The sequence below is a fragment of the Nocardia sp. NPDC003693 genome (assembly GCF_053981095.1).
The window spans coordinates 167,415-181,913 of record NZ_JBSFNO010000004.1; the positions used below are offsets into that span (position 1 = coordinate 167,415).

At 69.0% G+C, this 14,499-nt stretch carries 12 protein-coding genes; 4 read left to right on the top strand and 8 right to left on the bottom strand.

All coding sequences use genetic code 11. From position 1 onward, the window contains the following. Positions 1–10: 10 nt before the first annotated feature. From ACWDOP_RS07630 to ACWDOP_RS07660, 7 genes are all read right to left on the bottom strand, one after another. Entirely contained in the window at positions 11–1,561 is a 1,551-nt protein-coding gene (locus tag ACWDOP_RS07630; RefSeq protein ID WP_456344405.1) for an MFS transporter, read from the bottom strand. Positions 1,562–1,689: 128 nt separating this feature from the next. Then, positions 1,690–2,217: a large conductance mechanosensitive channel protein MscL gene (gene mscL / locus ACWDOP_RS07635; RefSeq protein ID WP_456344406.1), complete on the bottom strand. Its 528-nt coding sequence runs from the start codon at positions 2,215–2,217 to the stop codon at positions 1,690–1,692. Between the two features lie 182 nt (positions 2,218–2,399). Next, on the bottom strand, positions 2,400–3,998 hold the full coding sequence (locus tag ACWDOP_RS07640) for a BCCT family transporter (protein WP_456344407.1): 1,599 nt from the start codon (positions 3,996–3,998) through the stop codon (positions 2,400–2,402). Positions 3,999–4,121: 123 nt separating this feature from the next. Next, positions 4,122–4,391, bottom strand: a complete 270-nt coding sequence (locus ACWDOP_RS07645) for a hypothetical protein (protein WP_454209155.1) — start codon at positions 4,389–4,391, stop codon at positions 4,122–4,124. An 8-nt stretch (positions 4,392–4,399) separates the two neighbouring features. Then, positions 4,400–4,648, bottom strand: a complete 249-nt coding sequence (locus ACWDOP_RS07650; protein ID WP_456344408.1) for a CsbD family protein — start codon at positions 4,646–4,648, stop codon at positions 4,400–4,402. A gap of 182 nt (positions 4,649–4,830) precedes the next feature. Continuing rightward, positions 4,831–6,129 (bottom strand): D-arabinono-1,4-lactone oxidase, encoded by a 1,299-nt coding sequence (locus ACWDOP_RS07655; protein WP_456344409.1) that lies wholly within the window; start codon positions 6,127–6,129, stop codon positions 4,831–4,833. A 125-nt stretch (positions 6,130–6,254) separates the two neighbouring features. Then, entirely contained in the window at positions 6,255–6,929 is a 675-nt protein-coding gene (locus tag ACWDOP_RS07660) for a TetR/AcrR family transcriptional regulator (protein WP_456344410.1), read from the bottom strand. A 118-nt stretch (positions 6,930–7,047) separates the two neighbouring features. On the opposite strand from ACWDOP_RS07660, the gene ACWDOP_RS07665 reads away from it, so the two are divergent. Beyond that, positions 7,048–8,547, top strand: a complete 1,500-nt coding sequence (locus ACWDOP_RS07665; protein ID WP_456344411.1) for an MFS transporter — start codon at positions 7,048–7,050, stop codon at positions 8,545–8,547. Positions 8,548–8,697: 150 nt separating this feature from the next. Here the strand turns inward: ACWDOP_RS07665 and ACWDOP_RS07670 are convergent, their stop codons facing one another. Further along, positions 8,698–9,870 (bottom strand): lipase family protein, encoded by a 1,173-nt coding sequence (locus ACWDOP_RS07670; RefSeq protein ID WP_454209160.1) that lies wholly within the window; start codon positions 9,868–9,870, stop codon positions 8,698–8,700. Between the two features lie 777 nt (positions 9,871–10,647). Here ACWDOP_RS07670 and pgm point away from each other — a divergent pair. The 3 genes from pgm (at position 10,648) to ACWDOP_RS07685 (ending at position 14,379) form a co-directional block, all read left to right on the top strand. After that, on the top strand, positions 10,648–12,288 hold the full coding sequence (gene pgm / locus ACWDOP_RS07675) for a phosphoglucomutase (alpha-D-glucose-1,6-bisphosphate-dependent) (protein WP_456344412.1): 1,641 nt from the start codon (positions 10,648–10,650) through the stop codon (positions 12,286–12,288). Next, positions 12,281–13,486: an MFS transporter gene (locus ACWDOP_RS07680; RefSeq protein ID WP_456344413.1), complete on the top strand. Its 1,206-nt coding sequence runs from the start codon at positions 12,281–12,283 to the stop codon at positions 13,484–13,486. The genes pgm and ACWDOP_RS07680 overlap by 8 nt, the downstream gene beginning before the upstream one ends. Positions 13,487–13,638: 152 nt before the next feature. Next, positions 13,639–14,379, top strand: a complete 741-nt coding sequence (locus tag ACWDOP_RS07685) for a DsbA family protein (RefSeq protein ID WP_456344414.1) — start codon at positions 13,639–13,641, stop codon at positions 14,377–14,379. Positions 14,380–14,499: the final 120 nt, after the last annotated feature.

The following is a 14,499-nucleotide window of genomic DNA, read 5'->3' on the forward strand; positions in this document are numbered from 1 at the left end:
CCGCGGCTCGCTAGTGCGAGGCGGTGGCCTTGAACCCGCGCGGCACCAGGACCACGGTCAGCACCGCCACCGTCCCCACCAGCGCCGCCGAGATCCAGGAGGTGGTGGTGAGCGCGGAATCGAAGGCGTGCTGGGCGATCTCGAGCACCCGATCACCGGTCGGCCCGCCGATGTCGTGCGCGACGTAGGCCGCGCCGCCTACCGAACCGCGCGCGGTGTCGAGCTGATCGCCGGTGAGCGGCAGATCCGTCATGTGGGTGACGAAGAGCCTGCCGTGAATACTGCCGAGCAGCGCGACGCCCAGGCCGATGCCGAGTTCGTAGTTGGTCTCCTCCACCGCGCCCGCCTGCCCGGCCCGCTCCGCCGGCACCGAGGCGACCAGCACCGCCGCCGCCGTGGTGATGGCGACGCCGTCGCCGATGCCCAGCGCCACGAGAATCACCGCGACCAGCGGATAGGTGGTGGTCGGAATGGCGGCCAGCAGCAGGAAACCCGCTGCGAGGGTGAACAATCCGAAACCCATCAGGAAGCGCACGCTGACGTGCCGCAGCAACCACGGCGTGGAGAGGGAGCCGAGCAGCGTGGCGATCGCGGCGGGTACCGTGCGCAGTCCCGCCTCGGACGGGGTGTAGCCGTGAATGTACTGCAGCCACAACGAGATCAGGAACAGGGCCGCGCCGATGGCGAGCATGGCCAGCAGGGTCGCCAGCGCCGCGGCGGTGAACGCGCGATTGCGGAAGAGCCGCACGTCCAGTAGCGGGTCCGGCGATTTCAGCTGCCGGTAGGCGAAGAGCCCGAGCAGGGCGAAGGCGGCGAGCAGGATCAGCAGATCCGTGGCGGCGGGCTCGCCCTTGGCCACGTGTTTGATACCCCACGCCAGTGCCACGATGCCCAGCACCGAGAGCACCGCGCTGAAGTAGTCGAGCCTGCCGTGCTGTGGCGCACGGTATTCCGGCAGCAGCCAGAGGCCCGCGGTCACGGTCAGCACCACCACCGGGACGTTCAGCCAGAACGCCGCCGACCACCCGAAGCGCTCCACCAGGTGGCCGCCGACCAGCGGGCCCACGGCCGCGCCCGCGCCCGCCACCGCGGCCCAGATGCCGATGGCCTGGGTGCGTTCGTGATCGTCGGTGAAGATGTTGCGGATCAGCGAGAGCGTGGACGGCATGACCATGGCCCCGCCGACGCCCAGCAGCGCACGCCCGGCGATGAGCTGGCCCGGATCGTTCGCGGTCGCGGCGACCACCGAGGCCAGGCCGAACAGCACGAAGCCGGTGATGAAGAGCCGTTTGCGGCCGAATCGATCGCTGATCGCGCCGCAGGTGATGAGCAGACCGCCCAGCACCAGCCCGTAGAGGTCGACGATCCACAGCTGCTGCATCGGGCTGGGCGCCATGTGATCGATCAGCGAGGGCAGGGCCACGTTCAGGATCGTGGCGTCCATGGCGACCAGACCCAGGCTCGCGCACAGCACGGCGAGCATGGCCCAGCGACCGGGCATCGGCTCGGCGCTGCTGTCGGGTCGATCCTGCGAAAGTTCCCGGGGCGGGATGCGACCCACGTGCGAGCCTCCTCGGATAGACGCCTACCGGCCGGACAGCAGCAACACTCTGGCTAGCACGATAGTCCGTGTGCGGTCCGCGGCAGGGCGCGCGGACCGAAGACGTCCGGTTCGAGGAGAATCGCGGCCTATTTGTCGGCGCGCTCGGGATGCCGCGCCGGGACGCCGGGGGTGACGGCCGCGGAGTGGACCGATGCCGGATTGACGGCGGAGGTGACCGCGTCCGACTGCGACTCCGCGCCGGACTTGCCCGCGTTCTGCTCGACCAGCAGATCGCGAATCTGGACGAGCAGCTCGATCTCGGTGGGATCGGCCTTGATCTCGGTCTGGCGGGCCAGGCGGCGCTGCAGGTGGGTCATGGGGACCATCAGGATGAAATACAGCACCGCGGCGACGGTGATGAAGTTGATGACCGCGCTGATGATCGGGCCGAGAGCGACGAAGGTGGCCGGCTTGCTGCCGATGATCTGGAAGCCCAGCCCGAATTCGCTGTTCCCGCCGAGCACGGCCAGCAGCGGCTCGAGTAGGCCCTTGGTCACCGAGGTCACGATGGCGGTGAAGGCGGTACCCATGACCACCGCGACCGCGAGATCGATAACATTGCCCCGCATCAGGAAATCTTTGAAACCCTTGAGCATGACGCTGTGTAACCCCATCCGTGACGACTCCGTTATGTACTTCGCCGCAGTCTAAAGGCTCCGGACCACGTGATTCGAACTCGGTGCACCCGGCTTGACGACGCTCACATCACACAGTCCGGGGTGGGCTATCACTCTCCCGGCACCGGTTCGCGAACTCGGTTCGCAGGTCGTCGGCGGGCGCGGGGCCGTCTCGCGAGCTACTGCTTCGGGGCTGGCTCGGCCTGCCGTTTCGGGGCTCGTCCGGCTTGCTCGGCCCGGAATGTGCGGACCAGGGCCCAGCACATGGCGAGCATGACCACGCTGAACGGCAGCGCGATCAGGATTGCCACGGTTTGCAGGGTGGTCAGCGCCGAGGCGCCCTCGCCGCTGGCCACCAGCAGGGCGATGGCGACACCGCCCGTCGCGAAGGTCCAGAAGGCCCGGCTCCAGGTCGGCGGTTCCGGATTGCCGCCCGAGGACAGCATGTTCATGACCAGCGCGCCGGAATCGGCGGAGGTGACGAAGAACAGCACGATCACCAGGATCGCCAGGCCGGCGGTGAGACTGCCGCCGGGCAGGGTGTCCAGCAGCGCGAACAGGGCGCTGTCGCGATCGGGGCCGTCCGGGCCGACGAGGCCGCCGCCGCCGAACATCTCGCGGTTCAGGGCCGCGCCGCCGAAGACCGCGAACCAGACGAAGGTCAGCAGCGTCGGCACCAGCAGCACCCCGGCCACGAATTCGCGGACCGTGCGCCCGCGCGAGATGCGCGCGATGAACACCCCGACGAAGGGCGCCCAGGAAATCCACCAGCCCCAGTAGAAGACGGTCCACTGCTGGGTCCACGCGGTGCCGGTCGGGCCTTCGGTCGCACCGGTATAGAGGCTGATCTTGGGCAGCGACTGGATGTACGCCCCGATGTTCTGCACCAGGTCGTTGACGATGAACAGCGTCGGCCCGGCGACCAGTATGAAGAGCATCAGCAATCCCGCGATGCCCATGTTCGCCTGCGAGAGCAGCTTGATGCCCTTGTCGACGCCGGTCACCACCGAGATGGTGGCCAGGCCGGTCACCACCAGGATCAGCACCACCTGCAGGCCCTTACCGGGTTCGTGCAGCCAGCCCTGATAGTTCAGACCCGCCGAGATCTGCAGGATGCCCAGGCCCAGTGAGGTGGCCACGCCGAACACGGTGCCGATGACCGCCACGATGTCGATGGCGTCCCCGCGCCAGCCCCGGATCCGATCGCCCACCAGCGATTCCAGCGACCAGCGGATCGAGACCGGCCTGCCCTTGCGATGAATGGAGTAGCCGATGGCCAGCCCGACCACCACGTAGATGGCCCAGGGGTGAATTCCCCAGTGCAGGAACGTTTGCACCATGGCGGCGTCGGCGCGCTGGGCCGCGGTGTCGCCGACGCCGGGCCGCGGATCGTCGTAGTGGAACAGTGGCTCGGCCACGCCCCAGAACACCAGGCCGATGCCCATGCCCGCCGCGAACAGCATGGAAAGCCAAGCGCCCATGGAGTATTCGGCGCGCTCACCGTCCTGTCCCAGCGTGATGTCGCCGAAGCGCCCCACCCCGAGCCAGATCGCGAACACCACGAACAGCGTCACGATGACGATGTAGTACCAGCCGAATCCGCCGATCACGTTGTCCTGCAGCGCTTTCGCCTGGCGCGCCGCGAGATCGCGGAACACGATGGCGTAGACGGTGAAGGCGGCGACCACGATCGCCGATGGCCAGAACACCCGGGGCGCCACCGCCGCCCGGGGATGCACGGGCGCCGGATCGGACGAGGTGGTCTTCGGTGCGCTCACGGGCAGCCGTCCTCCGTCGAGTGGTTCGAACCGCGCCGGAGCGCAACCGCGCTCGACCTCGCCGAGTCGCACGGGTGTCCGGGAGCGGCGGGTGCGGGGACCGGTGCCCCCGCACCCGATGGCCTACTTTCCGACCCGGTCCTTCAAGGCCTCGACGATCGCGTTGACCGCCGCCATGACGTCCTGGGCGGCGTGCTCGAGGTTGGCGCGCACGTCCTCGAGGGTGCCCTGCATATCCTCGGTGTTGATCTTGTCGGCGAACGCCTTGGCCATATCGGCGAGGTCGGCCGCGGCGGTGCTCGCGCGGTCGGAGAGTTCGGCGGCGGCTCCGCTGGCCTTCTCGGCGAGCTGCCCGGCGGCGGCGGTCAAACCGTTGTCCTCATTCGTCGGCATACCGGCGGCTACTTCGCGCCGCCGCCGAGCTTGTCCTTCACCCTGTCGACGAACCCGCCGACCTTCTCCCGGACGTCCTCGACCGCGTCCTTGATCTTCTCCTCGACCTGGTCCGCCTTGCCCTCGGCGTCCTTCGCGGCGTCCTGTGTCGCGGACTTCGCCTTGTCGGCGGCCTCACGCGCCTTGGCTTCGGCATCCTGGGCGGCGTCCTTGGCCTTGCCGGCCGCCTCGTCGAATTTGTCGTTGATCTCAGACATCGAAACCTCCTCGCGTGTGGTCACACCCGGGGACCGGGCGTGCATCCGGGACAGTCCGACGAACAGAAACGCACTTGCAGCGATCTTTCAGCAAATGAGCATAGTCGGCTCCGGACCCGGTGCCCAGAAAAGCGCCGAGCCGGGTGCGTGCGCACCCGGCTCGGGGAGGTCGCGGCGTGGACTCAGCCCACGGGCCCCAGGACCCGTTCGATGTAGTTGTTGGTGAAACGGCCCTTGGGGTCGAACCGCCGCCGGACCGCGGCGAACTTCTCCCACTCCGGATACCGCTCGGCGAGAGTCTCGGCGGTCTGGAAGTGCCGCTTGCCCCAGTGCGGGCGGCCGTTGTATTGGTCGAACACCCGCTCGCAGGCGCGGAAGTAGGGCTCGTACTCCATGCCCGCGTACTGGTGCACCGCGATGTAGCAGGTCTCGCGGCCGCCGGCGGGGGACAGGAAGGCGTCGTCCGGCGCGACCCAGCGCACCTCGATCGGCATGACGGTGTCGAAGTGCGCGGCGACCTCTTTGATTTCGCGGATCGCGTCGGCCGAATGCTCGCGCGGGATGGCGTATTCCATCTCGGTGAAGCGGAAGAGCCGGGGGCTGGCGAAGACCCGGTGCGAGCGCTCGACCTGGCGGCGGTAGCTGCCGGCGTAGGCCGCGGCCCGCTGCACGTACGGGATCAGCTTCGGCTGCGCGCGGGTGAGCTTGCACAGCGCGTCGAAGGTGTGGTTGGTGATGAGGATGTCGGAGAACCAGTCCACGATCGGGTGCCGGGGCTGCTCGGGCAGCTCGACCCGGTTGTTGCGCTTGGTCATCGCCAGCGGGCTGTGCGCGAACATGTAGAACTCGAAGTGCTCGTTGCCGTCGACGTGGGTGTCCAGGTCGGCCAGCACGTCCTCGACCGGCTCGGGCCGCTCGACGCCCTCGAGCACGAACGACGGCACCATCTGCATGGTGACCTCGGTGACCACGCCCAGCGCGCCGACATTCACCCGCGCGGCGCGCCAGCCGTCGGGATCGGTCTGCTCGTTGAGTTCGACCCGGCTGCCGTCGGCGAGCATGAGCTCCACCGAATGCAGTGCGGCCGAGAGGTTCTGGAGCTTGGCGCCGGTGCCGTGGGTGCCGGTGGCCGTCGCGCCCGCGATGGACTGCACGTCGATGTCGCCGAGGTTGGGGAAGGCCAGGCCCAGCGGGTGCAGCGCGGTGCTGGCGGCGTTCAGCGTGATGCCGGCCTCGGCGCGGACCAGGCCGGTGGCGCGATCCACCGAGAGGATCTTGTCGAGCTTGTTCAGGCGCATCAGGGTGCCGTCGGTGAGCACGGTCTCGGTGAAGGAATGGCCCGATCCGGCGACTCGGACGGTGTGCCCGGCGGCCTCGGCCCGCGCCAGCACGGTGGCGACTTCCTCGGGCGAGCCCGGTGCGGCGAAGGACGCCGGAGAACAGCTCTGATCTCCGGCCCAGTTCACCCATGAGTTGGTCATGCGACCAACTTTAAACCCGCAGTGTGATGTGCGCTACTGGAATGTGACCAAAAGCTAGCTGGAGTGCGAATTTCTTCCGCTTCTCGCGCTGCGGGACCGGTGGGCCGGTCCCGCGGGCGTGATCGTCAGCGTTTGCTCTTCTCGCAGATCGCGACTTTCGCCGCGTGTACCTCGTCGTCGGTGAGCGCGGGCACGTTCAGCGGCAGGCGCGGGACCGAGTCGCCGCGTACGCCGTTGAGGACGACCGCGACGTAGCGCCGCCACACCTCGGGATTGACCGTGCGCGCGAAGCCGGCCACGCCGTCGACCATGTTCACCAGGGCGAAGAAGTCTCCGGGTTCGATGTCGGGCTGCACGACGCCGGAATCCTTGGCGCGCTGCACGACCTGATGCATGCCGGGCTGGATGCGATCGCGCACGCACGTGAAGCGGTCGATGCTGTCGCGCATCTCCAGCAGCACCTCGCTGAGCCCGCGGTTGGCGGCCATGTGCTGGCAGGCGTATTCGAACAACTCGACCAGGCCCTGCCATGGGTCGCGGTGGTGTAGCGCGGTGTCCACGGCGGCGGCGAACTCCGAGACGTTCTGGTCGAACACCTCGGAGATGAGCTCCTGCTTGTTCGCGAAGCGGCGGTAGACGGTGCCGACGCCCACGCCCGCCTTGGCGGCGACATCGTCCAGCGTGATCTCGAGACCGTGCTCGGCGAATAGTTCGCTCGCCGCGGTGATGATCCGCTGTTGATTGCGGGCGGCGTCCGCGCGCAAACGCCGAGGTGGGGGCGCGGTGGTGACGTGATTCACACCCAGATCCTAACAGGAGACGGGATTATCCGGAGGCTGTTTCTCCGTTTAGCTGTTAGCTTTGATCGGTAAACGGAGATGGGCTCTCCGTTAATCCTAGGGGACGAGGAGAACAACCATGACGACAGCTCTCGAGAAAGAGCCCGCGGCGGCCGCGCCGGCCGGTGACGGCAGGCGCGGATCGCACGCCATGCGCTGGTGGGTGCTTGCCGTACTCGGCGTCGCACAGCTGATGGTCGTGCTCGACGCGACAGTCGTGAACATCGCGCTGCCCGAGGCCCAGCTCGATCTGGGCTTCTCCAACGCCGACCGCCAGTGGGTGATCACCGGCTACGCCCTGGCGTTCGGCAGTCTGCTGCTGCTGGGCGGCCGCCTCTCCGACCTGTTCGGGCGCCGGACCACCTTCATCGCCGGCCTCATCGGCTTCGCCGTCGCCTCGGCCGTAGGCGGCGCCGCGGCCAACTTCGAGATCCTGGTCGCCTCGCGTGTCGCGCAGGGCGTGTTCGGCGCGCTGCTCGCGCCCGCCGCGCTCTCGCTGCTGACGGTCACCTTCACCGAGCCCGGTGAGCGCGCCAAGGCGTTCGGCATCTTCGGCGCCATCGCGGGCGCCGGCGGCGCACTGGGCCTGCTGCTCGGCGGCGCGCTCACCGAATGGGCGTCGTGGCGCTGGGTCATGTACGTGAACCTCGTCTTCGCGGCCGTCGCGCTGGTCGGCGCGATCCTGTTGCTGGCCAAGCACACCGCCACCGAGCGGCCCAAACTGGACCTGCCCGGCACGCTCTCGGTGACCGCCGCGCTGTTCGCCATCGTGTACGGCTTCTCCAAGGCCGAGACCGACGGCTGGACCGACTCGGCGACCCTGGGCTTCCTGATCGGCGGCGTGATCCTGCTCGGCGTGTTCGTGTTCCTGGAGCAGCGCGTCAAGAACCCGCTGCTGCCGCTGCGCGTGGTCCTGGACCGCACCCGTGCCGCGTCCTACATCACCGTGTTCGCCATCGGCATCGGCATGTTCGCGATGTTCCTGTTCCTGACCTACTACATGCAGCAGTCGCTGTCGTACTCGCCGATCGTCACCGGCGTCGCCTTCCTGCCGATGGTCGCGGGCATGGTGGCCTCCTCCACGACGGTGCCCTCGCTGCTGGTGCCCCGGGTCGGACCGCGCGCGACCGTGGTCGCGGGCTTCCTGATCGCCGCGGTGGGCATGGCGCTGCTGACGAACATCGGCGTCGACACCGCGTACGCCACGCACATCCTGCCCAGCCTGATCCTCATGGGCGTCGGCCTCGGCACCGCGATGTCGACCGCGTTCATCGGCGCGACCTCGGGCGTGCATCACACCGACGCCGGCGTGGCCTCGGCCATGGTGAACACCAGCCAGCAGGTCGGCGGTTCCATCGGCACCGCGCTGCTGAGCACGCTGGCCGCGTCCTCGTTCGATGACTATGTGGCCGAGCGGGTTCCGTCGCCGCAGACGCTGGCCGAGGCCGCCGTGCAGAGCTACACCACCACCTTCTGGTGGGCGGCGGCCATCTTCGTGGTCGGCGCGGTGATCACCGGATTCATCATGCCCAACACTGTCCCGCAGCCGTCGGAGGGTGAACCGGTTCTGGCGCACTGAGATTCGAATAGCCGCGCGCCGGGCTCACGAACGAGCGCGCGGCGACTCGGGTACCGGCCGTCCCGCGGTACGACGGGGGCCCACTCGCGAATCGCGAGTGGGCCCCTGTCGTGTTCCCGTGTGCTGTTATTCGAGCGACCGTCGAAAGCGTCAGCGGCAGTTGGACGGTGCGGGCCTGCCCGCGAAACGATCGCCGATCCAGCCCATCGCGTTCATCGTGCCGGGCGCGATCGCGGTGAGGTGATCGGTGCCCGGGATGACGTCGAACTGCACCGGGGTGCCCGCGCCGCAGTACTTCGCGGCGGTGTTCATCGCCAGATCCAGCGGCACCTGATCGTTGCCGCCGTGCCACTGGTAGATCGGGGCGCGCGGCACCCCGGGGTAGATCTCCAGCGCGTTGGCGTGGAAGGTGCTGATCAGCGTCGGGTCGTTCTCCATGCCCGGGTTGAACATCTCCCCGATGGTGTGGCCCGCGCCGGCCGAGATGATGTCGTCCACACACGCATTGGCGATGCGATCGCGCATGGCGAAGCCGGCGGGGGTCAGGGCGTTGCCGAGCGGCAGTTCGCCCGGGTACTCCCGTTCCATGCCCATCGCCACCGCGAAGCCCAGCCCGAACAGCGGGTGCGGGGTGTCACCGACCTGAATGGCCATCTTGCCCGGGTTCACCGGCACGCCGCCCATGGCGATGCCGACGATGGGCAGTTCGGGTGCGTACTCCGCGGCCAGCGCGCCCGCGAAGCCGGTGGACATCGCGCCACCGGAGTAGCCGACCATGCCGACCGGTGAATCACCCAGGCCCGCGGGGGCGAAACGCTTGGCCGCGCGGATGCCGTCGAGGGTGATCTGGCCGCCGAGCCGGGCCGCGCCGTAGGCGCTGGTCGGTCCCAGGTGATCCGGGACCGCCACCGCCCAGCCGCGGGCCAGCAGCATGTTCAGCGCGGCGGATTCCTTGAGCCCGCCGTCGAAGAGCGCGTGCGATGGCGCGCACTGCAGGCCGAGCGAGTTCACGAACGGCTGGTACGAGACCAGCGGGTGGTTGCCGCCGCCGGGCGGCACGATCACCGTGGTCACCGCGGCGATGGGACCGCCGCTGGAATCGGTGGAGTGAAAGAGCAACTGCCACACGGTGGAACCGGGCCAGCCGTGGACGCCCACCATGCGCGAGCGCAGGACATCGCCGGGTGCGCTGGCGCCGAGATCGCCTGGGGCGTAGTAGAAACCGTCCGCTTCGGGAACGGGGTACACCGCGCCGTGCGCGGTGGGTGCGTTGGTCGCCACCGCGATCGCTACTGCGGCAATTCCGCAGGTTCGGAACAGCATGCTTCTGATCGACTGCCGTACCGACAAAGTTGGCTCTCCTCGTGGCCGATGGGACAACACCTGGCAAGCCGCCCCATCCTTGCAGTTCCGGGCGTTCATTCGGCTTCAGCAACACACCCTTTCGCAGTGAAATGGCAAACAACTGGCGCGAGTTCGGGGACGCGCCGGTCACCGCCTCGGCCCGGCCGGCGGCATCGCGCCCCTGCTGCGACGGCCCGGAAGTTCGTAGACTGCTGGAAACGGGCCGGATCCCTTCCGCGCCCGGCCACCTCGGGGGACGGTGGTCGATATCGCCGGGCGCGTGGCGGGGACGGGCGTGGCACGGTGGATGTCGGAACGGCTCGACGGAACGGGGGCACGTGATGGGTGAGGTTCGGCGATGACGGCCGCACCGGTGACACGGGGCGATAGGGTCGGCATGACGGCCCGCTATCTGCCCGATCGGGTGCAGGCTCCGCGAGCCTCCGGCGTCCGTACGCCGCGCCCGCCGCGGGTGAAAGCCGCCGAATCGGGGGCTGCGGGCCCGCCGGACGCTGTGGGAGCGCATCATTGGGAGTTCGGCGCCGCGGGAATCGGGTCTCGCGGGGCACCGGCCGCGCTCGGTACGTTCGGCTGTGCAACGATTCGATGGGCTGAGGAGAGCGTTGACAGCTATGCGGTGGCGAACGTAGTGATCGGCGGCGAGGCACGTCCGGTCGCGGCCCGGTCCGGGTGGCGGGTGGAACCGTGATGCTGATGACCAGCCGGGCGCAGGCGATACGGAAGGGCGGTGCGAGCATGGCTCACGATCGCGCGGGACGTCCCGCGCGGCCCACGGATCTCGAGGACATCGCCCACCTGGTGACGGCCTATTACAGCCGCATCCCGGATCCGTCCGTGCCCGCGCAGCTGGTGTCCTTCGGAACCTCGGGCCATCGCGGGTCCAGCCTCGACGTCGCCTTCAACGAGGCGCACATCCTGGCCATCACGCAGGCGATCGTGGAGTACCGGGCGAGTCGTGGCATCACCGGGCCGCTGTACCTGGCCCGCGACACGCACGCGCTGTCCGAGCCCGCGTGGACCACCGCGCTCGAGGTGCTCGCCGCCAACGACGTCACCACCATGATCGACGCACGGGACAGGTACACGCCCACACCGGCTTTGAGCCACGCGGTGCTGCGGCACAATCGCGGCGGCACCCGGCATCAGGCGGACGGGATCGTGGTCACGCCGTCGCACAATCCGCCCCGCGACGGCGGGTTCAAGTACAACCCGCCGCACGGCGGACCCGCCGACACCGTGGCCACCGACGCCATCGCCGCCCGCGCGAACGAACTGCTGCGCGGCGGGCTCGCCGACGTCAAGCGCACCAGCCTGGCCACCGCGCTGGCCGGCAAGGTCGAGCGCTACGACTACCTGGACCGGTACATCGGCGATCTGCCGAACGTGCTGAACCTGGACGCGGTGCGCGGGGCCGGGATCCGGCTGGGCGCGGACCCCATGGGCGGTGCGAGCGTGGACTATTGGGAGGAGATCGGGCAGCGGTACGACCTCGAGCTCGAGGTCGTCAACCCGTTCGTCGATCCGACCTGGCGCTTCATGACCCTGGACGGCGACGGCAAGATCCGGATGGATCCGTCCTCGCGCTACGCCATGGCCTCGCTGGTGGCTATTCGCGACGACTACGACATCTCCACCGGCAACGACGCCGACGCCGATCGGCACGGCATCGTGACTCCCGATGCGGGACTGATGAATCCGAACCACTACCTGGCGGTGGCGATCGAGTACCTGATCGCGAACCGGATGGGGTGGGACGCGCTGACCAAGATCGGCAAGACGGTGGTGACCTCCTCGATGATCGATCGCGTGGTCGGGGTGCTGGGCCGCGATGTGTACGAGGTGCCGGTCGGGTTCAAATGGTTCGTGCCCGGATTGTTCAGCGGGAGCCTGGCTTTCGGCGGTGAGGAGAGCGCGGGGGCCTCGTTCCTGCGCATGGACGGCACCGTGTGGACCACCGACAAGGACGGGATTCTGCTCTCGCTGCTGGCCGCGGAGATCACCGCGGTCACCGGGCAGAGCCCGTCCACACGCTACGCCGAGCTGGAGAAGCGATACGGGAGCCCGGCCTACAACCGGATCGACGCCGCCGCCACCGTGGAACAGAAAGCGCGGTTGTCGGCGTTGACGCCGGACATGATTACCGCGAAGGAGATAGCCGGGGAACCGATCACCGGCATTCAGACCCGGGCCCGCGGCAACGGCGCGGCGCTGGGCGGGGTGAAGGTCACCACCGAGAACGCCTGGTTCGCCGCCCGCCCGTCCGGCACCGAGGACAAGTACAAGATCTACGCGGAATCGTTCCAGGGGCCCGAGCATCTCGCGCAGGTGCAGGCGGCCGCGGAGGAGATGGTGGGACAGGCCCTGAACGGTGGCTAGATCCAAGGCCCTGCCGGTCGAGATCTGGGTACTGGTGGGGTCGGCGTTCACCATCGCGATCGGGTTCGGTCTCGTCGCGCCCGCGCTGCCGCAGTTCGCGCGCAGCTTCGGTGTCGGGGTCGCGGCGGCCTCGTTCATCATCAGCGCCTTCGCGCTCATGCGGCTGATCTTCGCGCCCATGAGCGGCAAGCTCATGCAGCGGCTGGGGGAGCGGCCGGTCTATCTGACCGGGTTGATCATCGTGGCGGTGTCGACGGGGGCGTGCGCGTTCGCCCAGACCTATTGGCAGCTGCTGGTATTGCGGTCGCTGGGCGGTATCGGGTCGACCATGTTCACGGTGTCCTCACTGGCGCTGGTGATTCGGATGTCGCCGCCCGCCGAGCGCGGGCGGGTGTCCGGGGTGTACTCGACCAGCTTTCTGATCGGGTCGATCAGCGGGCCGCTGGTCGGCGGCGCGCTGACGTTCCTGGGTTTGCGCGCGCCGTTCCTCATCTACTGCGTGGCGCTGCTGATCGCGTCGCTGATCGTGTATGTGGCGCTGAAGGATTCCCCGCTGGTCACCCCGGAGACGGCCGGTGCGATGCGGATCATGACCTTCCGCGAGGGGCTGGCGAACCCGGCGTATCGGGCCGCGCTCTGGTCCAATTTCGGCAACGGCGCGGCGGTGTTCGGCGTGCGCATGGCGCTGGTGCCGCTCATCGTCGTGGAGGTGCTCGACGAGGGCGCGGCCATGGCGGGTGTGGCGCTGACGGTGTTCGCGGCGGGCAACGCGGCGGTGCTGTTCCTGTCCGGGCGCTGGTCGGACACGCTGGGGCGCAAGCCGTTCCTGATCGCGGGCACGCTGGTCTGTGCGCTGGGCACCGCTGGGCTGGGGCTGGCGCCGAGCCTGCCGTGGTTCCTGGTCGCCTCGGCGGTGGCGGGGCTGGGGTCGGGCATGTTCTCGCCCGCGCTGCAGGCGTCGGTGGCCGATATCGTCGGGCCGAACACCCGCGGCGGGCCGGTGCTGGCGGGGTATCAGATGTCCGCCGACCTGGGCACGTTCCTGGGGCCGTATCTGATCGGGCTGCTCGCTGATCAGGTGTCGTACGGGCTGGCGCTCGGGGTGACGGGTGTGCTGCTGGCTTCGGCGACCGTGGCGTGGCTGGCGGTGCCGGAGACCTTGCATCGCAAGGAGTCCGCGCCTACGCCGGTGGTGTGAGCGGGGCTCTTGCCGATGTGGCAGGCGTGACGCTGCTCGCGTGGTGAGGAGAGTCCGTCGTGGCCGGCGCCGGGCGTCGGGCGCGGAACGGTGGGGGCGTTCCCGGCGGGGTGGGTGGGCGTTCGGGCGCGCGGTGGTGCAGAGTGGGCGGGGTGAGCACACCGTCTTCGAAACACACTCCGCGGCCGGTCTCGAGCAAGACCACCTATGCCCTCGCGGCGGTCGCCGTTGTCGTGATCGGGTTGATCGTCTTCGCCGTCATGCAGTGGAGCGGTGGTGGGGACGAGGTGCGCAACGACGGCTACGGCTCCTCGCGCAATCCCGAGGTGAGCGTCGCGCTGGACTCCGACGGCGCGATCGTGCTCGGCAAGTCGGGCGTCGCGAAAACCGTTGAGATCTACGAGGATCCGCTCTGCCCCGCCTGCGGGCAGCTCGAGCGCCGCTACGGCCAGGAGATCGCGCAGCAGGTCGACGAGGGCAAGATCGCGGTGCGCTACCGCCTCGTGAACTTCCTCGACGACGCCTCGCGCAGCAAGGACTACTCCACCCGCGCGGTGGCGGCGAACGAGTGCGTCGCCCAGGCCGGCGACGGTCCCGTCTACGCGAAGTTCCACACGGCCCTGTTCACCACCGACCAGCCCGAGGAGCGCGCGGCCGACCACGACAACGCGGCCCTGGCCGCCCTGGCGAAGAACGCGGGCGCCTCGGCCGATGTGGTCAGCTGCATCATCACCGGCGACCGCCTGGAGACTGCCCGCGGCCACGCCGAGTCCGCGATCAGCTCCCTGAAGTCCGCCCTGGGCAGCGATAAGGCGGCGACCCCGACGGTGTTCGTCGACGGCAAGAAGGCCGACGTCAACGACAGCGAATGGGTCCTGAACGCGGGCAAGTAGTCCCGAGGTTCTCGCGGCGGCGGGCGGCTCGGCCGCTATTCCGCTGCGGACGAACACGTTTGGGGTGCGGCCCATCGAATGGACAGGAGGGCCGCACCCCGGGCGAGGGGCCGCACCGGG

Bases quoted from the DNA above. Each gene is read 5' to 3' on its own strand.
- ACWDOP_RS07655 (WP_456344409.1), bottom strand. From the start codon at position 6,129: ATGACCAACTCATGGGTGAACTGGGCCGGAGATCAGAGCTGTTCTCCG.
- ACWDOP_RS07645 (WP_454209155.1), bottom strand. From the start codon at position 4,391: ATGCCGACGAATGAGGACAACGGTTTGACCGCCGCCGCCGGGCAGCTC.
- ACWDOP_RS07670 (WP_454209160.1), bottom strand. From the start codon at position 9,870: ATGCTGTTCCGAACCTGCGGAATTGCCGCAGTAGCGATCGCGGTGGCG.
- pgm (WP_456344412.1), top strand. From the start codon at position 10,648: ATGGCTCACGATCGCGCGGGACGTCCCGCGCGGCCCACGGATCTCGAG.
- ACWDOP_RS07665 (WP_456344411.1), top strand. From the start codon at position 7,048: ATGACGACAGCTCTCGAGAAAGAGCCCGCGGCGGCCGCGCCGGCCGGT.
- ACWDOP_RS07650 (WP_456344408.1), bottom strand. From the start codon at position 4,648: ATGTCTGAGATCAACGACAAATTCGACGAGGCGGCCGGCAAGGCCAAG.
- mscL (WP_456344406.1), bottom strand. From the start codon at position 2,217: ATGGGGTTACACAGCGTCATGCTCAAGGGTTTCAAAGATTTCCTGATG.